A 19,610-nucleotide genomic window follows, 5' to 3' on the forward strand; every position below is an offset into this window, starting at 1 on the left:
TTATTTTTTAAAAAAATTTTAAAGAAAATGTATTTAAGGTATCAAAATTTCCAAAATTTTGCCCCAAAAAACTTAAATTCTTTAAATTTTACTTAAATTCAGTTTTTTATAAGGTTATTTCTGTAAAATCCCATTTTTCAAAATTTTTAAGAAGGCGGAAATCATGACAGAAATTACAAAGCCTAGCGAAGTCAAACGCGACTGGGTTGTTATTGATGCAACTGACAAAAGATTCGGTAGAATGCTAACCGAAGTCGCAGTTTTATTGCGCGGCAAACACAAACCATGCTACACACCAAATGTTGATTGTGGCGATTATGTCATTATCGTAAATGCTTCAAAAGCAGTTTTTACAGGTGCAAACAAAGGCGAGGATAAGCTATATCATAGCTATTCAGGGTATTTTGGAAGTCTAAAAAGCGTTAAATTTGAGGATATGTTGAAAAACAATCCTGCTAAATTATACAAACTTGCAGTTCGCGGTATGCTTCCTAAAACAAAACTAGGTAAAGCAATGATTAAAAAGCTTTTCGTTTATGAGGGTAGCGAGCACCCACATACAGCGCAAACAACAAGTAAAGGAAAATAATTATGGCAACAATTTACGCAACAGGCAAAAGAAAAACAGCCGTAGCTAAGGTATGGTTAAAACCAGGTAGCGGTAAAATGGTTGTAAATGGTATGGACCTAAATACTTGGCTTGGCGGTCACGAGGCTATTAAATTAAAGGTTATTCAACCGCTTTTAGTTACAAAACAAGAGACATCTATGGATATCACTGCTCAAACACTAGGCGGTGGCTATTCGGCTCAGGCAGAGGCATTGCGCCACGGTATTTCACGCGCACTAGCAGCTATGGATAAGGATTTCAGAGCAGCTCTAAAACCAAAAGGTCTTTTAACTCGCGATTCTCGCTCAGTAGAAAGAAAGAAATTTGGTCGCAGAAAAGCGCGCAGAAGCCCACAATTCTCAAAAAGATAATAGGGTTTTGGCTGTTATTTTTCAAGGTTTTTTTAAACTTAATTGGAAAATTTTAAAAAATTTTAAAAAAAGATTTACTATAATTAAAAGTTTTAAATTCATTTCGAAAGGATGTTTAATGAAAAAAGTTTTACTTGTACTAAGCTTGTGTGCATCAAGTGCACTACTTGCAACAGATGCGGATTATCACTGGGAGATCACTCCTACAATCGGTGGTATGACTCACGAAGGTAACATGGATTTGGATTCAAATTTCATGGCAGGTCTTCGCCTAGCTAAAAACCTTCAAGATTCATTTATCGATCAAATCGAGTTAGGTTTTGACTATTCTCGCGATATCGGTTTAGAAGACCTTGCTCACAGAAATGGTGGCAAAGAGCCAAACGCTAAATACTACCACATCAACTTGGTAAAAGATTTAGTAAATTTCACTGACAACTTCAAACTATATGGCTTAACTGGTGTTGGTTATATGGATTATAGCAAAGATGTATTTAATGACGGCGACCAAGACAGCGGTTTCTGGCAATATGGTCTAGGTATGAAATACTACATCACAAGAAACTTCGCTACAAAACTTGAAGCAAGAGATGCTATCAGATTCGAAGACGGCAACCATGTTCTATTCTACACACTTGGCTTCGCTGTTGATTTCGGTAAAAGATTCGCTGACGCTGCAACTGGCTGCGTAGATTCAGACAATGACGGCGTATGCGATGATATGGACAGATGCCCAGGCACAGCTGCTGGTGTAGTTGTAGATGAATACGGCTGCGAAAAAGTAATCAGACTAAACCTAGGCGTAAATTTCGCTACTGATAGCTCAAAAATTTCAGATGAATACATGAGCGAAATCAAAAATGTAAGCGACTATCTAAACGAGCACTCAGATTACAGCGTAATCCTAGAAGGCCACACAGATAGCACTGGTTCAGACGCTTACAACCAAAAACTATCTGAGAGAAGAGCAGCTGCTGTTGCTGGCGCATTGCAAAACTTCGGCGTTGATGCTGCTAGAATTTCTAGCGTAGGCTATGGCGAGTCTCAACCAATCGCTACAAACGCTACAAAAGAAGGCCGCGCTCAAAACAGACGCGTTGATGCTAAATTTAGAAAATAATCTTTCTAAAAATTTTAAGCGGGGCTTAGGCTCCGCTTTTTTTATTTACAAAAATGCAGAAATTTAACACTACAATTTTATTTGATTTAGACGGGACTTTGATAGATTCGACCTCTGCGATTTTGGAGGGTTTTGCTTATGCTTTTTCTAAAATGGGCGAGGCTTGCCCAGATAATGAAGCGATCAAAAAACTAATCGGCTATCCGCTAGATGAAATTTTCGCTGGACTTGGCGTAGTGGGCGATACGAGCGAATATGTAAGGCTCTATAAAGAAAAATATGTCAAAATTTATCTAGATCAAACCACGCTTTTGCAGAGTGCTTACGAAGCTGTGGAATTTGGTGCTAAATTTGCAAATTTAGGCGTAGTTACCACGAAAACATCGAAATTCTCGAAACTCTTGCTAGACAAACTTGGCGTTGGCGAGTTTTTTAGCGTGATAATCGGCAGAGAAGATGTAGAGTATGTCAAACCGCACGCAGAACCTATCATAAACGCGATGAAGGGATTAGGTTTGCCTGTGGATAAAAGCGTTTTTATGGTGGGCGATACGAAGCTAGACGCACTAGCCGCAAGCAACGCCGGAGCGCGTAGCGTGGGTGTAATGTGTGGGTATGGCGATGAGGCGCAGCTTAGAAAGCACTGCGAGTTTGTCTGCGAAAACGCTTACGCGGCAGTGAGTTTAATCAAACAAAATTTATAATTCCCCTTGGGCTATCGTCTAATGGCAGGACAACGAACTCTGGATTCGTGAATATAGGTTCGACCCCTATTAGCCCATCCAAAACTCCAAAAAATCGAAATTTTTATAAAAATTCTGCTCGCAAGCTCCCATTTCAGCGAAATTTAAGAAAATTTTAAAAAAAAAAGGGGGGGGTATCATGGCGAGGATTTATTTAAATTTTTAATTTAAGTAAAATTTTATCTGAAAGGATTTTTATGAAATCGGATATAACTATAAATTTAACTAATAACTTCTTGTAACTCAAATTTGGCGAATTTTAAAATTCGCCAAATTTTATTTGATTTTTTCCTTGCCTTTGTATGTGGCGACGACCTTTGTGGTGCCGTCTTTTTTGATTGCGATGACATCGTAAATCTCAGGCTCGGCGCCCACTTCCATGCCCGGGCTTTCTAATGGCATGGCAGGAACTGCGATTCCTACAATATCGCTTGGTTTTTGATTTAGGATTATGCGGATTTCGCCTGCTGGGACATGGCCTTCGACGACATAGCCATCAATCAGTGCAGTGTGGCAGCTAGCAAGCTCCAATGGGACATTTTCATCGTATTTTTTTTGGATAAAAGCTTCATCGTCCAAGTAGATATGTTTGGTCTCAAAGCCATTTTCGCGCAGATAAGCTGACCATTTGTGGCAGCACTCGCAGGTTAAGCCCTGATAAATTTCGATGAAATTACTAGCGTGCAAATTCGCGCAAAATACGCCAAAAAGCGCTGTGGAGAGTAAAATTTTATTCATTATAAATCCTTTGATTACAAAAATTGTGGCGATTATATGACAAAAGATTAAATTTTAAAAATTCCTTGCCAAATTTGGCAAGGAAGGTGGATTATAAGCATTTTGAGATTGCTGATGAGATCGCAGATTTAGGGACATAGCCTTCAGAATCGCTAGTTAAAGAGACATCGCAACCTGGCTTGTAGTTTTTCCAAGTGTAGATATTGCCGTTGTTTGCGGTAGTGCGGATAGAATCTGGCTGTTTATTCCACGCTGAAATTACTTGGTTGATATGAAAAGCATCGCTTTTATTGACTACGGCATCGGTTGTGCTTGCATCTGGTAGGTTTTCTTCGACCATTTCTACGGTGTCGTTTGAGACCTCTTGGACTTTGTCTGTCACGCCACTTATGCTCGGCTCATTTGCTGGGGCAGTGGTTTGAGAAGCGCTTTGAGTGCGTGCGCCGGTTGGTTGGTTGGCTATATTCCAGTTAGAACAGCCTGTGAAAATAGCGGATAAAAGGATTATCGCAGCTAATTTTTTCATCTAAATTCTCCTAAAATAAATTCAGGCTGATAGTATCACATTTATGTTTAGTTTAAAATTAAAACTGCAAATATCTTAAATTTTATTATGCGTTTCAGTAGGAATTTATGAAATTTAAGATAAAATCCCAAGTTTATTACCAAATCGGGCTATTAAATTTTGCAATGCAAATGCCCTTTTGGCTACCAAATTTTTAAGGAGCTTTGATGTATGCAATCATCAAACACGGCGGCAAGCAATATAGAGTAGAAGAGGGAAACTACCTAAATCTAGATCATTTTGCAGCAGAGCCAAAAAGTAAAGTCGAACTTAGCGAAGTTTTAGCGCTAAATGACGGCGAGTTAAAGGTAGGTGCGCCATTTGTTAAGGGTGCAAAGGTGGTTTTAGAGGTCGTTACAGAGGGTAAAGACAAAAAAGTCGTAATCTACAAAAAACGCAGAAGAAAAGACTCAAAATTAAAACGCGGTTTCAGACGCCAATACACTCGCGTCAAAGTTGTCGCAATCAACGCATAAAGGATAGCTAATGGCACACAAAAAAGGTCAAGGTTCAACCCAAAATAACCGTGATAGTATCGGACGCCGCTTAGGTGTGAAAAAATTCGGTGGCGAGTTTGTTAGAGCTGGCAATATCATCATCCGCCAAAGAGGCACTGCAACTCACCCAGGTAGCAATGTAGGTCTTGGCAACGATCACACAATCTTCGCTCTAATCGACGGCGTAGTAAAATTCGAGCGCAAAGACAAAAATCGCAAACAAGTATCAGTTTATCCTGTTGCGTAATTTTAGGGGCATTTCGCCCCTTTTCTTCTTAAAATTTCCACTTTAAAAAGTATTTTTAACCGATTTGGCTATAATTGCCGTTTTTAAATTTAAGGATTGTTATGTTTATAGATAGTGCAAAATTTAGTGTAACTTCCGGCAAGGGCGGAGCAGGGTGCGTAAGTTTTAGACGCGAAAAATTTGTCATTTTAGGCGGACCTGACGGCGGAGACGGCGGAGCAGGTGGCGATGTATTTTTTAAAGTAGATAAAAACTCCCATACTCTCTCATTTTATAAAGGCAAACGCGCTTTCAAAGCCCAAAATGGCGCGCCTGGCGAGGGTCGCAAGAAAACTGGCAAAAGCGGCGAGGATCTATATCTCATAGTGCCACCCGGAACGGCGGTGTATGACGATGATAGTGGCGAGCTTTTGCTTGATTTGACGATTGACGGGCAAACGGAGCTGTTTTTAAAGGGCGGCAAAGGGGGCCTTGGAAATGTGCATTTTAAAAATTCCGTAAATCAGCGCCCTGAATACGCTCAACCAGGGCTTCCTGGCGAGGCTAAAAATGTGCGATTAGAGCTAAAACTCATCGCAGATGTCGGACTCGTAGGCTTCCCAAATGTCGGCAAATCCACGCTAATCTCTGTCGTTTCAAACGCCAAACCCGAAATCGCAAACTACGAATTTACCACAATCACGCCAAAGCTTGGCATGGTTAGCGTAGATGAGTTTAGCAATTTCGTCATCGCTGATATCCCTGGTATTATCGAGGGGGCGAGCGACGGCAAGGGGCTTGGGCTAAAATTTTTGCGCCATATTGAGAGAACTAAAATTTTGCTTTTTATGCTTGATCTTGCAAATTATCGAAGCCTAGGCGAGCAATATCGCGCACTTCGCGCCGAGCTTGAAAAATTCTCGCCAGATCTCGCAAAGCGCGCCTTTGCGATTGCGCTTACGAAATTTGACGCATGCGAAAATTTTGAGGAAAAATACGAGGAATTTTTGCGCGAATTTGGATACGAAAAAAGGCAAGATTACGAAATGTTTGGCAAGCTCGATGAGAGCAAACCAGCCTTTGTTATGGGGATTTCGAGCGTTGCGGGCGCAGGTATAAACGAGCTAAAATTTGAGCTATTTAAACTTGTGAAAAAAGAGGAAAAATGAAAATAGTTTTTATGGGCACGCCAGAGTATGCGACGACGATTTTAAGGGCATTGGCGGCTAAATTTGAGATTGTGGGGATATTTTGTCAGCCAGATCGCCCTGTGGGTAGAAAACAAATTTTAACCCCGCCAAGCGTGAAAATCTGGGCGCAGGAAAATTTAAAAAGCGTGCCGATTTTTCAGCCAAATAGATTGCGCGAGGGTGATAATGAGCGCATTATTAGGGAACTTGCACCCGATTTTATCGTCGTGGCAGCGTATGGTCAAATTTTGCCAAAAGGGATTTTAGAGATTGCGCCGTGTATAAATTTGCACGCTTCTATTTTGCCAAAATTCCGTGGCGCTAGCCCTATCCAAAGCGCGATTTTAGCGGGTGAAGCGCAAACTGGCGTAACGGCAATGCTCATGGACGAGGGGTTAGATACTGGCGATATGCTGGGTTTTGCCCGCACTTCGTGCGAGGGCAAAATGGCTAGCGAGCTTTTTAGCGAGCTTGGAGAATTGGCAGGTGAGCTCATTGTCAAAGTTTTGCAAAATTTCACCCAAATTTCGCCGATTAAACAAAATTCCGCCCTTGCTTCGCATTGCAAAAAAATCCTTAAATCTGACGGCCTTGTGGATTTTAATGAGAGTGCAAGCGAGATTTACAATAAATTTCGCGCTCTAACTCCGTGGCCTGGAATTTATACTGCCTCGGGGCTTAAAATCTTAAATTTAGAGTTAGCGCAGGATTTCAAAGACAAAGAATTTGATAAATTTGGGCAAATTTTAAGTATCCAAAAGGACGGATTTTGCCTTTCTTGCAAAAGGGGCGCGATTAAAATCACGGCCTTGCAAGAACCAAGCAAAAAGCCAGTTGGCGCGCTAGATTTTATAAATGGCAAACGCCTGGGCGTAGGCGAGTTTTTATGCAGATAGAATTTGCTGGGATTTTGCCCTCGACGCAAAGCGAATTAATCGAAAGATTGAAAAACGAAAGCGTTCGCGCGCCGTTTTGTCTAGTGGCGCAGGCGCAAAGTAGCGGTCTGGGCTCGCGCGGAAATAGCTGGGAGAGTGCAAGCGGAAATTTGGCGTTTTCGTTTTGCGTGGAGATTAGCGATTTGCCAGAGGATGTGCCACTGCAATCGAGCAGCATTTATTTTGCGATGATAATGAGAGAATTTCTTGCTTCGCGTGGTTCTGAAATTTGGCTTAAATGGCCAAATGATTTTTACATAAATGATCGCAAAATTGGCGGAATTTTGACAAATAAAATAAAAAATATCCTAGTTTGTGGCATAGGTATAAACCTAGTTAGCGCGCCCGAATTTGCGGGTATATTAGACATAAAAATCACTCCAAAAGACGCTGTGGAGGGGTTTTTAAATTTATACAAAAATAAAATCTCGTGGAAGCAAATTTTTAGTAAATTTTCGTTACAATTTCGCCTGTCTCAAAATTTTTGCGCTCATATCGAGGGCGAAAAGGTCCCACTCTCGCAAGCGAGGCTTTGCGACGACGGGGCGATAATAATAAACAAAAAGAGGATTTATAGTTTAAGATGAGCGAGATAATAACGATTGCAAACCAAAAAGGCGGTGTAGGCAAGACAACCACAGCGATAAATTTAAGCGCATCGCTTGCGATGAAAAAAAAGCGAGTGCTTCTAATCGATGTCGATCCTCAGGCAAACGCCACGACTGGGCTTGGGTTTAACAGAAGCGATTTTGAGTTTAATATCTACCATGTCTTAACTGGTCGCAAAAAACTCTCCGAAGTCATACAAAAAACACAAATGGAGTATATGGATCTAGCCCCTTCAAATATCGGCCTAGTTGGTATCGAGCGCGAAAGTGCTGACGAGGCTGATTTCAAACTAATCCTAAAAAACAAAATCGAAGAGATAAAAGATATATATGATTATATCATTATTGATTCGCCACCTACGCTTGGCAGTATCACGGTAAATGCCCTAGCAGCTAGCAATAGCGTGATAATCCCGATTCAGTGCGAATTTTACGCATTAGAGGGTGTTGCACTCGTGCTAAATACCATAAAAATCGTCAAACAAACCATAAATAAAAATTTGCAAATCAGGGGCTTTTTGCCGACAATGTATTCTGCGCAAAACAACCTTGCCAAGGAAACTGTGGCGAATTTGCAAGAGTATTTTGGTAAAAATCTATTTTACATCGGCAAGGATAAAAACCTTGTCGTAATCCCACGCAATGTAAAACTCGCCGAAAGCCCAAGCTTTGGCAAACCGGTAATTTTATATGATAAAAAATCGGCTGGTTCGCTAGCGTATCAGGATTTAGCAAAAGCAATAATGGAGAAAAGATGAGCAAGGTCAAAAAAAGTGTGCTAGGACGGGGTTTAGGCAGTATTTTAGAAGATGTCGAAAAGGCATACACAAAAGAGCTAGAAGATGGACAATCTGAAAATTTAGTCATCGAAATCGATGTGGATAAAATTTCGCCAAATCCATATCAACCAAGGCTAAATTTCAACGAAGAAGCACTTCGCGAACTAAGCGAGAGTATCCTTAGACACGGCCTTATCCAGCCAATTGTAGTCATCGAAAAAAATGGCGCCTATGTCCTAATCGCCGGCGAAAGAAGGCTAAGAGCAACCAAGCTAGCAGGTCTAGGCAAAATCAAAGCCGTCGTAGCGGACCTTGGTTCGCAAAACATGCGCGAACTAGCCCTAATCGAAAATATCCAAAGGGAAAATTTAAACCCAATCGAGCTAGCCAAATCATACCGCGAACTAATCGAAGAGTATAAAATCACGCAAGAAGAGTTGGCTGATATCATCAAAAAATCCCGCACGCAAATCACAAACACTATGCGTTTGCTAAATTTATCAGCCCCGCTCCAAGATGCTTTGCGCACAGAAAAAATCAGCCAAGGCCATGCTAAGGTAATCGTAGGTCTTAGCGAAGATGAGCAAATTTTGGTTTTAAATACAATCACTGGGCAAAAACTCAGCGTCAGAGAGACCGAGGATTTAATCAAAAAACTAAAAAGCAAAGAAAATGTCAAAACTGCAAACAACCATAAAGAATTCCAAACCTTTAAGCCAGAACTTATGAAGCTGAAAGAAAAATTAAACAAATTTGGAAAAATCAGCGTGAAAGATAAGAAAATTCTCATAGAATTTAGCGAAATTTCACAAATTTCAGACTTTATGAAACAAATAGGTTAAAATTATATTAAATTTTAATCTTAATTATTGTAATATCCAAAGTTTATATAAAATTTAGCCAAGGAGGTGTAATGCTAGAAATTAGTGTATCTGCAATGCTGACGACAATCATTGTGTTTTTAGCTCTAATAGCATTTTTAAATACCAAGCTTTACAAACCGCTTCTTGCGCACATGGAAGCGCGCGAAAAAGCGATTAGAGAAGATGAGGAAAATGCTAGAAAAAACGCACAAGATGTCGATTCTAACAAAGCAGAGATAGCAAAGGTTCTTGACGCTGCGAGGGTCGAGGCAAGTAAAATTAAGCAAGAAGCGGTAGATAGCGCAAAAGAGGTTGCTAGCAAGGAAATTGCTGAGCAAAAAGCTAAATTAGAGGCCGATTTTGCGAAATTTAGCGAAAGCTTAAACGAACAAAAAGCAAGCTTAAAAAGTGATTTGAGTGCGAAAATCCCTGATTTCAAAGACGAAATCAAATCTGCACTTTCAAAAATTTAAGGAGTCGGCGTGAAAAAATATCTAATTTTCCTTATTTTGCCACTTATCTCGCTAGCTAGCGGACATGACGGCCCCAAAGACTACGATATAGTATGGAGAACGATAAATTTCGTATTGTTTTTCGGCATTTTATATTACCTTCTAAAAGGCCCTGCAAAAGACGCTTTCAAAGCCAGAATCGATAGTATCGCTAAACGCCTTGAAACAAATCAAAGAATTTTAAAAGAATCAAATGAGAAAAAAGAACAAGCAAAAAAAGATTTAGAAGAGGCAAAAGCCCAAGGCGCATCGTTAATCGAAACTGCTAAAAAAGAGGCTGTTTTTGCGGCTGATAAAGTAAAAGCAATGAGCGAGCAAGAGATTAAAAATTTAAACAAATCTTTCGCTGAGCAAAAAGATTTCGAAACACGCCGTATCGAAAAAGAGGTCGTAAATGAAATCTTAGATGAGGTTTTTGCAAAAGATACTATGGAATTCAAGCAAGACAAGCTTCTTGATATCATTGAGAAAAAGGCTGTGTGATGATAGATAATACGGCGAAAAAATATGTAAGCGCACTGATTAAAACTTATAAAAAAGATGAATTAGGCGCTGTTTTAGGCACATTGGAGACTATCTCATCTGCGTTTAAGGTTTCAAAATTTGGCGATATTATAAAATCTCCAACAATCAAAGACGCTGATAAAGTGAATTTAATACTTTCTTTTATCAAAGATCCAAGCGATAAAATCGTAAATTTCATTAAATTTCTTGCCAAAAACAGAAGAATTGGTTTGATTCCTCAAATCACAGATGATTTGCGTAAAAATATCTCTGCTATGGATAACAAATTCCACGGCAAAATTTACTCAAATCAAGATATTAGCGAGGATAAAATCAAAGATTTGCAAGGCAAAATTTCAAAGAAATTTAACGCCGAAATTTTACTCGAACTAGTCAAATGCGACTATGAGGGTATCAAAATCGAGGTCGAGGATTTGGGATTTGAGATTAGTTTTTCAATCGATAGATTGAAACAAAAAATGAGTGAATATATTTTAAAAGCAATTTAATAAGGAGTAAAGTGTGGGTGCGAAAATTAAAGCAGACGAAATTAGTAGCATAATTAAAGAGCGAATTGAAAGCTTTGATCTTAGCGTTGATGTCGAAGAGACAGGTAAGGTTGTATCTGTTGCTGACGGTGTCGCTAATGTTTATGGCCTAAAAAATGTTATGGCCAATGAAATGGTTGAGTTTGAAAACGGCTCTCGCGGTATTGCGCTGAATTTGGAAGAAAGCAGTGTCGGTGTCGTTATTTTAGGCGATACAAGCGGTATTAATGAAGGAAGTAGCGCAAAAAGACTTGGCAAACTTTTGCGTGTTCCGGTAGGCGACGCGCTAATCGGACGCGTTGTAAATGCCCTTGGCGAGCCGATTGACGGCAAAGGTCCAATCGATACAAATACAACAAGATTCGTTGAAGAAAAAGCAAAAGGTATTATGGCTAGAAAATCAGTTCATGAGCCACTTCAAACAGGTCTTAAAGCGATCGACGCCCTTGTTCCAATCGGTAGAGGTCAAAGAGAGCTAATCATCGGCGATAGACAAACAGGTAAAACAACCGTTGCAGTTGATACTATCATCAACCAAAAAGGTCAAGATGTCGTTTGTATCTATGTCGCTATCGGTCAAAAACAATCAACCGTAGCGCAAGTCGTTAAAAAACTAGAAGAATACGGCGCTATGGAATACACTATCGTAGTTTCAGCTGGTGCTAGCGAGGCCGCTGCGCTTCAATACCTAGCCCCATATTCAGGTTGCACAATGGGCGAGTATTTCAGAGATAACTCACGCCATGCTTTGATTATTTATGATGATTTAAGCAAACACGCTGTTGCATACCGCGAAATGTCATTGATTTTAAGAAGACCACCAGGTCGCGAGGCTTATCCGGGCGATGTTTTCTATCTACACTCTCGCTTACTTGAAAGAGCTAGTAAGCTAAGCGATGCGCTAGGTGCTGGTAGCTTAACAGCGCTTCCTATTATCGAAACACAAGCGGGCGATGTTTCAGCATATATCCCTACAAATGTTATTTCGATTACTGATGGTCAAATTTTCCTTGAATCAGGTCTATTTAACTCAGGTATCCGCCCTGCGATCAATGTTGGTCTCTCAGTTAGCCGTGTAGGTGGTTCAGCGCAAATCAAAGCGATTAAAAAAGTTTCAGGCACACTTCGCCTAGACCTTGCCCAATACCGCGAACTTCAAGCGTTTGCACAATTTGCAAGCGATTTGGACGAAAGCAGTAGAAAACAACTAGACCGCGGTCAAAGAATGGTTGAAATCCTAAAACAACCACCTTACAGCCCGCTTCCAGTTGAAAATCAAATCGTCATTATTTTTGCAGGTAGCAAGGGATATTTAGACGATGTCGCACCAAGCGCAATCGGCAAATTTGAAGCTGAGCTTTATCCATTTATCGAGGCTAAATACCCTGAAATTTTCGAGCAAATCAGAACCAAAAAGACTTTGGAAAAAGATTTAGAAGAGAATTTGGCAAAAGCATTAAATGACTTTAAAGCGACATTTTCGGCATAATAAGGCTAAAAAATGGCAAATTTAAAAGATATTAAGTTAAAGATAAAAAGCGTAAAAAATACAGAAAAAACAACAAAAGCTATGAAGCTTGTTTCTAATGTAAAGCTTAAAAATACCAAAGAAGCTGCTATGCGCTCTCGTGCTTATGCTGTGAAGATCAACGATGTTCTTGGCGAAATTTCAGCACGAATCAAAGATTATGTAGCCGCTAGCGTGGGTGATGATGATAAGCTAAAAATTTTTAACACAAGCAGAGAAGTCAAAGTTGTTGATTTGCTTTTTATCACAGCAGATAAGGGACTTTGCGGTGGTTTTAATATCAATACCATTAAACAAGTAAAAGCCCTAATCGAAGAGTATAAAGCGAAAAATGTAAAAGTTCGCCTAAGAGCTGTGGGCAAAAAAGGCATCGAGTATTTTAACTTCCAAGGTGTCGAGCTTTTAGAAAGATATGTTGGCGTAAGCTCATCGCCAAATCCTGAGAAGGCTAATGATATCGTAAATGCTGCGGTTGCTGATTTTAGAGAGGGCAAAACTGATAAAATCGTTCTTATCCACAATGGATATTTGAATATGATTTCGCAAGAAATGAGAGTTTCTACCCTCGTGCCTATCGGACAGCCGGAAATCGATGAGAGTGCTTTTAAAACTGGTTCTGTAATGGAAGTAGAAGTTCAGTATCCAGAAGATGAAGAAATTTTGATGATGAATTTGGTGCAAAGCTATTTGAGTTATAGTATGTATTATGCTCTGATAGATTCACTTGCAGCAGAACATTGTTCTAGAATGAATGCCATGGAAAACGCGACAAACAACGCAAAAGAGCGTGTCGCTCAGCTAAATTTGGCATATAATAAAGCTAGACAAAGTTCTATTACTACTGAGCTGATAGAGATTATCAGCGGCGTAGAATCAATGAAATAATAAATGAAAGGAGAATTAATGAAGGGAATAATTTCTCAGGTAATGGGTCCTGTCGTTGATGTCGATTTCAATGACTACTTACCTAAAATTAACGAAGCTATCGAAGTCAAATACGATGTCGAAGGCGAATCAAAAAGATTAATTTTAGAAGTTGCAGCTCACTTAGGTGATAACCGCGTAAGAACAATCGCTATGGATATGAGTGATGGTTTGCGCCGTGGTTTGGAGGCCGTAGCACTTGGTGCGCCTATTAGCGTTCCTGTTGGCGAAAAAGTTTTGGGTAGAATTTTTAATGTTACAGGCGATTTGATTGATGAGGGCGAAGAGGAAAATTTCGAAACTCGCTGGTCAATCCACAGAGATCCGCCAAGCTTTGAAAATCAAAGCACAAAAAGCGAAATTTTTGAAACCGGTATTAAAGTCGTAGATTTGCTAGCTCCTTATGCAAAAGGTGGAAAAGTTGGACTATTTGGCGGTGCCGGTGTTGGTAAAACCGTTATTATTATGGAGTTAATCCACAATGTTGCCTTCAAACATAGCGGTTACTCTGTATTTGCGGGCGTTGGCGAGCGAACAAGAGAGGGAAACGACCTTTATAACGAAATGAAGGAATCCGGAGTTTTGGATAAAGTTGCCTTAACCTATGGTCAAATGAACGAACCACCGGGAGCAAGAAACCGTATCGCTTTGACTGGTCTTACAATGGCTGAGTATTTCCGTGATGAGCTAGGACTAGATGTTTTGATGTTTATCGATAACATTTTTAGATTTTCTCAATCAGGTTCAGAGATGTCAGCGCTTCTAGGACGAATTCCAAGTGCCGTTGGTTACCAACCGACTTTGGCTAGCGAAATGGGAAAACTTCAAGAGCGTATTACATCGACTAAAAAAGGCTCAATTACATCAGTTCAAGCTGTTTATGTTCCTGCTGATGACCTTACAGACCCTGCTCCTGCAACGGTTTTTGCTCACCTTGATGCGACAACCGTTCTAAACAGAGCGATTGCAGAAAAAGGAATTTATCCTGCGGTTGATCCACTTGATTCAACTTCAAGAATGCTTGATCCGCAAATCATCGGTGAAGAGCATTACAAGGTAGCTCGTGGCGTTCAAGCTGTGCTTCAAAAATACAAAGATTTGCAAGATATTATCGCAATTCTTGGTATGGACGAGCTTAGCGAAGAGGATAAACTTGTGGTTGATAGAGCTAGAAAGGTCGAGCGTTATCTTTCACAACCTTTCTTTGTCGCCGAAGTTTTCACAGGAAGCCCTGGTAAATATATCAGCCTTGAAGAGACTATCGCTGGATTTAAGGGAATTTTAGAGGGTAAATATGATGATTTACCTGAAAATGCTTTCTATATGGTAGGAAATATTGACGAGGTAGTGGCAAAAGCCGAAAAAATGAAGGCATAGGAATCTGCTATGAATAAATTTTTACTATTAGAAATCGTTACGCCAGAGGGTTTGGTATTCTCTGGCGAAGTTGCGTCTGTCCAACTTCCAGGCCAAACTGGCGAACTTGGCGTTTTGCCTGGACACTCTACCTTGCTGACTGGTCTGAAAAACGGCAACGAGGGTGGTATCGTTGAGATTGTAGATAAAGAGGGCAAAAAACAATTAGTCATAGTAAATGGTGGATTTTTAAAAGTCGATGAGGAAAAAACCACTATTTTGGCAACTCAGGCTGTGGCGATAGGTGGCGATAGCGAAAATGCTGTCGCAAAATCGTTGCAAAAAGCCAAAGAATTGCTAAATTCTATCAGCACAGATACTATGGCTACCTCTGCTATCATGGCCAGAGTTGATGAATTTGCAAGGCAAAAATAAGTATGTTGGATCTTATTTTAAGTTATTTTACAAGAAGCACATTTATTACAATATTTGTGCTTTCTTGGCTTTCGATATATTTTATAGTTACATTTACCATTTTAATTTCGCGCTACGCAGGGCTTAGTGCATGGCAAGTCAAAGAAACAAAGGCGCTAGAATCGCTTTTAATGGGTGGCAAGATTGCGCTTTCTGGATCGATTTTTCAAAAAATTACTCCCGAGCGAACGACCAAAGAGGCCCTAAATGTCTATAAAAGCAAGGCTGAGCGCGACGCTACTAGTGGGCTAACTTGGCTTTCTATTATCGCTTCGACATCGCCATTTATAGGGCTTTTTGGAACGGTTGTTAGTATTTTGGATACATTTTCAAAGCTAGGGGGCGGAAATTCGGGAATAGATACCATCGCACCAGCTATTAGTGAGGCTTTGGTTGCGACAGGTTGTGGAATTTTCGTCGCTATTCCTGCATATACTTTTGCTTTACTTATTAAGCGTAAAGCTTATGAGGTTACAAGCATTATAAACCGCACATCTGATATCTTGCTTCATAAAGCAGGCGCAAAGTAGAGTTGTATGTATAATTTCGATGAAAATCCTGAATTAAATATAACTCCGCTTGTCGATATTATGCTGGTTTTGCTCGCTATTTTAATGGTGGCGCAAACTGCGATTATTTATGATGAGAGAATCGAGCTTCCAAGCGGTTCGAAATCGGCTTCATCACAAAATACAGCCGAATTTATGCTAGTGCGCGTAGATCCAGATAGCAAAATTTATATCGACACTAGCACTATGAGTTTGGCTGAATTTCCAGATAATTTGCAACTCATCAAAAGTAGCGGCAAATACGCTGTGGATAAGCCAGTTTATATCCAAGCCGATAAAAAAATCATTTATGATAATGTAATGTTTGTTTTAAAGACGCTAAAACAAGCTGGTTTTAATAAGGTTGTGCTTCAAACAAATGGCTAGATATTCAAATTTCACCGGGGTTAGATATGATAATTTCAGATCATTTCTAATCGCTTTGGCTCTATATTTTAGCTTGCTTGCTATTTTTCTTTATCAAATTTCAGAATACAAAAATAAAGCGAAAAAATACACCGATGATTTGGGCGCGATTATGGATATCGCAATCCCAATAGATTTTGATGATTCGCCGATACCAACAGCCCCAAATATCGCCGAAGAGGACAAAGAGGGCGACCAACACGAGCAAGAAGAAAAACCAGTCGAAGAAGAAACTCTAAAAACTACGACTGAGGTTACTACCCCACCTCCACCACCTGCGCCAAAACCAGAGCCAGCAAAGGAAGAGGTAAAAAAAGAGGAGCCAAAACCAGAGCCAGAACCCGAGCCAATCCCAGAGAAAAAGCCAGAAGAGCCAAAACCAAAAGAGGAGGCTAAAAAAGAGCCTGAGCCAAATTTGAACGATCTGTTTTCTGATACTACGAAAGATAACAAAAAGCTAAGCGAGAGTGTTTCTAAAAACGACGCTGTGCAAAGTAGCAAAAAATCAGACAAACAAACCCAAACCAAGGCGAAAAATCAGGCGACTTCGCGCAACGCGCTAGTAAAATCAAATGTCGTTACCGGCAAAACCCAGCTTACTGGCGAATACGACGCATACCGTGGCAAGATAAATAAAATCCTCCAACGCCTTTGGAGCAAATACGCAACCACCGTCAATGACGATTCTACCGTCGTTGTAACCTTTGGCGGGGACGGCAGGATTAGCGATTATCAGATCAAAAGACTTGGAGCAAATACCGAATTTAACCAAAAACTAAGAGATTTCCTAGGAAATTTGGAAATGCAAAATTTCCCAAAATCGCCTGACGGGAAGCCTTTTATTTATGAGATAAATTTAAACGATGTAGTTAGAAATAAATTTTAATTTACAAATTTTTACTACAATTGCATTTTTTTAAAATTTTGCAAGGAGAGATAATGAAAAATTTAATGTTGATTTTTGCATTTTGTATGGCTGTTTTTGCGGCAGATGCGACGACTACGATTACAAACGAGGGCGTAAGCCTGCCAAGAATTGTCGTTCAAAATGCATCAAATCTTTCAAACGCTGAGTTTAACAACAAATTTTTTAAACTCATGGTAGGGGATTTAAAGGTTGGCGCTACTTTCGATGTTAGCGACGAGTATTTGGTGAGCGATTATAACGGGGACGCTAATTCAAATTTGGGCGAGCTAGGGGCTGCGCTTATCGTAAGATACGCAGTTAGCGACAAAACATCGCCTATGAATTTAAAGGCCAAAGTCATCGAGGCTGGGACTGGCAGAGTAATGTATGAGAAAAGCTTTTCTCTCTCAAACGCCGAGAAATACCCATTTTTGGCTCACATGGCAGTTTCTGAAATCGTAAAAGAGCTAGGATATTCTGATGTGGATTGGATGAAAGAGATGATTTTGCTCTCTCGATATACTTCGACAAAAGAGAGTGAGATTATGGTGGCTGATTATACGCTGACATACCAAAAGGTAGTTTTGCGTGGTGGATTAAACATCTTCCCTAAATGGGCGAGTGCGGCACAAAATGAATTTTACTATACTTACTATGTGAATCAAAATACCCCTGCGATTTATAAATACAACCTTTCAAACGGCTCAAAAAGTAAAATTTTCACAGGTAAAGGTATGACAATCGTAGGCGATGTAAGCTCTGATGGTCGCAAACTTCTAATTACAAACGCACCAAAAGACCAACCAGATATTTATCTATATGACATAGGCTCAGGTTCAGCTAAACAGATTACAGATTATCCGGGAATCGATGTAAATGGAAATTTCATCGACGGCGATTCAAGGGTGGCTTTTGTAAGCGATAGACTTGGATATCCAAATATTTTTGCCACTAGCATAAATGGTGGAAATGTAACACAAATGGTCTATCATGGCAAAAATAACAACTCAATTAGCACAAATGGAAATTATATAGTCTATTCTAGTCGCGACGGATCTGGTAGCTTTAATATCTATATGATCTCAACTCAAACAGATATGATTCGCCAGCTAACATCTGGTGGCAAAAATATGTTCCCTAGATTTTCTAGCGACGGTGGCAGTGTTATGTATATCAAACAAGCAGGCGGTGGAAGTTCAGTAGGAATTATCCGTGTAAATGAGAATAAAAGTTTTCAATTTCCATTAAAAATCGGTCAAATTCAATCGGTTGATTGGTAATTTTAAATATTTTTATGCTATAATCTTGTAATTTTTTTTGAAAGGATAAGTATGAAACATTTAGTTTTAACTTCAGTTGCAGTTGCTGCTCTACTTTTGAGCGGTTGTTCTAAAAAGAATCCAGAGGTAGATTCAAATTTAAGCGATGCTGACAGATTGGCTGCATTAGCTGCTCAAATTCAAAGCGAAGTTGGCAATGTATATTTTGATTTCGATAGATTTAATATCCGCGCTGATCAACAAGGTACAATCAACAACAACGCAGCTTTATTCAACCAAGCTGGCGCAGAGGCTTTAACTGTTAAAGTTGAAGGTAACTGCGATGAGTGGGGCACAGATGAATACAACTACGCTCTTGGTCTAAAAAGAGCAAAAGCTGCAAAAGATGCATTGGTTGCACAAGGCGTAAATGGCGACAGACTATCAGTTGTTAGCTACGGCGAGAGCAACACAGTATGCAAAAATGGCACAAAAGAGTGCGACGCTCAAAACAGACGCGACGAATTCAAAGTAGGTTTCTAATTTGAGTTTCAAATCAAATTTAGCTGTGGCGCTTCTTGGCGTTACAGCTTTTTTACATGCAGAAGTTTCGGCATTTGACGCTGGCAATATCGGTTCAGACAGCTCTTATGGTCTGACAGAAAACGAGCAATTCCTACGCGACAATCGTAAAAAAGTAAATGATATGCAAAACAACCTAAATAGTGTTAATGAAAACATGGAGGGTTTGCGCACTGTCGTAGAAGGGGCTAATGAAAAAGTTTCAAATTTAGAAAGCAGAGTGGCTGATTTAGAGATTCGCACGACTGGTCGCAGTAACGGCAGCAGCGAGCTAGATCAGATGAAAAAAGATATCGCATGGCTAAAATCTCAAATTTCTGAAATTAATGCAAAACTTGGAAATTCAAGCGTAAAAAAAAACGCTGAAATAAGCAAAAATACTGGCGCTCAAAGTGCCAAGGGCGCTAGTGCAACTATCACAAATAAATCAAATTTTAGCGCCAAAGACAATGCTTCAATCGCAAAAGAGGCAGAGGAATTATTTAAGAAAAAAGACTATGCAGGCGCCAAAGAGCGCTACGCTTACCTTGCTAGCAAAAATTATCAACCAGCAAGATCAAATTATATGTTAGGCGAAGTGGCGTATTTTTCGGGCTCTTACGGGGACGCGATTAATTACTACAAAAAGAGCATTTCGCACAATCAAAAACAAGACTACACACCAAGACTTTTATATCACACAGCAATTAGCTTCGATAAAATCGGGGATAGCGCAAGCGGAACGAAATTTTACAACGCTCTAAAATCATCTTACCCTGATTCAAAAGAGGCTAAAGCTGCACCAACACGCTAAAATC

26 protein-coding genes and 1 tRNA gene are annotated in these 19,610 nt (G+C 39.9%); 25 read left to right on the forward strand and 2 right to left on the reverse strand.

All coding sequences use genetic code 11. The annotated features are described in order from the left end of the window. Positions 1-163: 163 nt before the first annotated feature. The 5 genes from rplM (at position 164) to OFO00_RS03100 (ending at position 2,886) form a co-directional block, all read left to right on the forward strand. Complete coding sequence (gene rplM / locus OFO00_RS03080; protein ID WP_270858390.1) at positions 164-589, forward strand: 50S ribosomal protein L13; 426 nt, start codon at positions 164-166, stop codon at positions 587-589. Between the two features lie 2 nt (positions 590-591). Next, positions 592-981, forward strand: a complete 390-nt coding sequence (gene rpsI / locus OFO00_RS03085) for a 30S ribosomal protein S9 (RefSeq protein WP_270858389.1) — start codon at positions 592-594, stop codon at positions 979-981. Between the two features lie 118 nt (positions 982-1,099). Further along, complete coding sequence (locus tag OFO00_RS03090) at positions 1,100-2,101, forward strand: OmpA family protein (RefSeq protein WP_270864836.1); 1,002 nt, start codon at positions 1,100-1,102, stop codon at positions 2,099-2,101. Between the two features lie 53 nt (positions 2,102-2,154). Further along, positions 2,155-2,805, forward strand: a complete 651-nt coding sequence (locus tag OFO00_RS03095) for an HAD family hydrolase (RefSeq protein WP_270864837.1) — start codon at positions 2,155-2,157, stop codon at positions 2,803-2,805. Between the two features lie 7 nt (positions 2,806-2,812). Continuing rightward, a tRNA-Gln gene (locus OFO00_RS03100) sits at positions 2,813-2,886 on the forward strand. A gap of 234 nt (positions 2,887-3,120) precedes the next feature. On the opposite strand, the gene OFO00_RS03105 is transcribed toward OFO00_RS03100, so the two are convergent. Together OFO00_RS03105 and OFO00_RS03110 are read right to left on the reverse strand one after the other, a co-directional pair. Beyond that, positions 3,121-3,582, reverse strand: a complete 462-nt coding sequence (locus OFO00_RS03105; protein ID WP_270864838.1) for a DUF411 domain-containing protein — start codon at positions 3,580-3,582, stop codon at positions 3,121-3,123. Between the two features lie 91 nt (positions 3,583-3,673). Then, positions 3,674-4,108 carry a hypothetical protein gene (locus OFO00_RS03110; protein WP_270858384.1) on the reverse strand — a complete coding sequence of 145 codons (435 nt, stop codon included), beginning with the start codon at positions 4,106-4,108 and terminating at the stop codon, positions 3,674-3,676. A gap of 206 nt (positions 4,109-4,314) precedes the next feature. On the opposite strand from OFO00_RS03110, the gene rplU reads away from it, so the two are divergent. The 20 genes from rplU (at position 4,315) to OFO00_RS03210 (ending at position 19,606) form a co-directional block, all read left to right on the forward strand. Continuing rightward, the gene (gene rplU / locus OFO00_RS03115; protein ID WP_270858383.1) at positions 4,315-4,623 is read left to right on the forward strand and encodes a 50S ribosomal protein L21; all 309 of its coding nucleotides are present in this window, start codon (positions 4,315-4,317) and stop codon (positions 4,621-4,623) included. A 10-nt stretch (positions 4,624-4,633) separates the two neighbouring features. After that, complete coding sequence (rpmA, locus tag OFO00_RS03120) at positions 4,634-4,891, forward strand: 50S ribosomal protein L27 (RefSeq protein WP_270858382.1); 258 nt, start codon at positions 4,634-4,636, stop codon at positions 4,889-4,891. 101 nt (positions 4,892-4,992) lie between these two features. Beyond that, positions 4,993-6,039, forward strand: a complete 1,047-nt coding sequence (gene obgE, locus OFO00_RS03125; protein ID WP_270864839.1) for a GTPase ObgE — start codon at positions 4,993-4,995, stop codon at positions 6,037-6,039. After that, on the forward strand, positions 6,036-6,956 hold the full coding sequence (fmt, locus tag OFO00_RS03130) for a methionyl-tRNA formyltransferase (protein WP_270864840.1): 921 nt from the start codon (positions 6,036-6,038) through the stop codon (positions 6,954-6,956). Before obgE ends, fmt begins: the two co-directional genes overlap by 4 nt. Beyond that, positions 6,947-7,582 (forward strand): biotin--[acetyl-CoA-carboxylase] ligase, encoded by a 636-nt coding sequence (locus OFO00_RS03135; protein ID WP_270864841.1) that lies wholly within the window; start codon positions 6,947-6,949, stop codon positions 7,580-7,582. The genes fmt and OFO00_RS03135 overlap by 10 nt, the downstream gene beginning before the upstream one ends. Then, positions 7,579-8,361, forward strand: coding sequence for a ParA family protein (locus OFO00_RS03140; protein WP_270864842.1), 783 nt, complete (start codon positions 7,579-7,581; stop codon positions 8,359-8,361). Before OFO00_RS03135 ends, OFO00_RS03140 begins: the two co-directional genes overlap by 4 nt. Beyond that, positions 8,358-9,224, forward strand: coding sequence for a ParB/RepB/Spo0J family partition protein (locus tag OFO00_RS03145; RefSeq protein WP_270864843.1), 867 nt, complete (start codon positions 8,358-8,360; stop codon positions 9,222-9,224). The genes OFO00_RS03140 and OFO00_RS03145 overlap by 4 nt, the downstream gene beginning before the upstream one ends. 71 nt (positions 9,225-9,295) lie before the next feature. Then, entirely contained in the window at positions 9,296-9,718 is a 423-nt protein-coding gene (locus OFO00_RS03150) for a F0F1 ATP synthase subunit B family protein (protein ID WP_270858376.1), read from the forward strand. Positions 9,719-9,727: 9 nt separating this feature from the next. Beyond that, positions 9,728-10,240 (forward strand): F0F1 ATP synthase subunit B, encoded by a 513-nt coding sequence (locus OFO00_RS03155; protein ID WP_270858375.1) that lies wholly within the window; start codon positions 9,728-9,730, stop codon positions 10,238-10,240. Beyond that, positions 10,240-10,770, forward strand: coding sequence for a F0F1 ATP synthase subunit delta (locus tag OFO00_RS03160; protein ID WP_270858374.1), 531 nt, complete (start codon positions 10,240-10,242; stop codon positions 10,768-10,770). Before OFO00_RS03155 ends, OFO00_RS03160 begins: the two co-directional genes overlap by 1 nt. Positions 10,771-10,783: 13 nt before the next feature. Next, positions 10,784-12,298, forward strand: coding sequence for a F0F1 ATP synthase subunit alpha (atpA, locus tag OFO00_RS03165; protein WP_270858373.1), 1,515 nt, complete (start codon positions 10,784-10,786; stop codon positions 12,296-12,298). Positions 12,299-12,310: 12 nt separating this feature from the next. Next, positions 12,311-13,222, forward strand: coding sequence for an ATP synthase F1 subunit gamma (atpG, locus tag OFO00_RS03170; protein WP_270858372.1), 912 nt, complete (start codon positions 12,311-12,313; stop codon positions 13,220-13,222). Between the two features lie 18 nt (positions 13,223-13,240). Next, positions 13,241-14,638 carry a F0F1 ATP synthase subunit beta gene (gene atpD / locus OFO00_RS03175; RefSeq protein WP_270858371.1) on the forward strand — a complete coding sequence of 466 codons (1,398 nt, stop codon included), beginning with the start codon at positions 13,241-13,243 and terminating at the stop codon, positions 14,636-14,638. Positions 14,639-14,647: 9 nt separating this feature from the next. Further along, positions 14,648-15,052, forward strand: coding sequence for an ATP synthase F1 subunit epsilon (gene atpC, locus OFO00_RS03180; protein WP_270858370.1), 405 nt, complete (start codon positions 14,648-14,650; stop codon positions 15,050-15,052). A 2-nt stretch (positions 15,053-15,054) separates the two neighbouring features. Continuing rightward, a complete protein-coding gene (locus OFO00_RS03185) occupies positions 15,055-15,621 on the forward strand; it encodes a MotA/TolQ/ExbB proton channel family protein (RefSeq protein ID WP_270862173.1) in 567 nt (188 codons plus the stop codon). Positions 15,622-15,627: 6 nt separating this feature from the next. Then, complete coding sequence (locus tag OFO00_RS03190; protein ID WP_270864844.1) at positions 15,628-16,026, forward strand: ExbD/TolR family protein; 399 nt, start codon at positions 15,628-15,630, stop codon at positions 16,024-16,026. Further along, entirely contained in the window at positions 16,019-16,951 is a 933-nt protein-coding gene (locus OFO00_RS03195; protein ID WP_270864845.1) for a TonB C-terminal domain-containing protein, read from the forward strand. Before OFO00_RS03190 ends, OFO00_RS03195 begins: the two co-directional genes overlap by 8 nt. 53 nt (positions 16,952-17,004) lie before the next feature. After that, positions 17,005-18,252 (forward strand): Tol-Pal system protein TolB, encoded by a 1,248-nt coding sequence (gene tolB, locus OFO00_RS03200; protein WP_270864846.1) that lies wholly within the window; start codon positions 17,005-17,007, stop codon positions 18,250-18,252. A gap of 51 nt (positions 18,253-18,303) precedes the next feature. Beyond that, positions 18,304-18,774, forward strand: a complete 471-nt coding sequence (locus OFO00_RS03205) for an OmpA family protein (RefSeq protein WP_270858365.1) — start codon at positions 18,304-18,306, stop codon at positions 18,772-18,774. A 1-nt stretch (position 18,775) separates the two neighbouring features. Beyond that, positions 18,776-19,606 carry a hypothetical protein gene (locus OFO00_RS03210; protein ID WP_270864847.1) on the forward strand — a complete coding sequence of 277 codons (831 nt, stop codon included), beginning with the start codon at positions 18,776-18,778 and terminating at the stop codon, positions 19,604-19,606. Positions 19,607-19,610: the final 4 nt, after the last annotated feature.

It is taken from the genome of Campylobacter sp. VBCF_04 NA7 (assembly GCF_027737405.1).
In the GTDB taxonomy this organism is placed as follows: domain Bacteria; phylum Campylobacterota; class Campylobacteria; order Campylobacterales; family Campylobacteraceae; genus Campylobacter_B.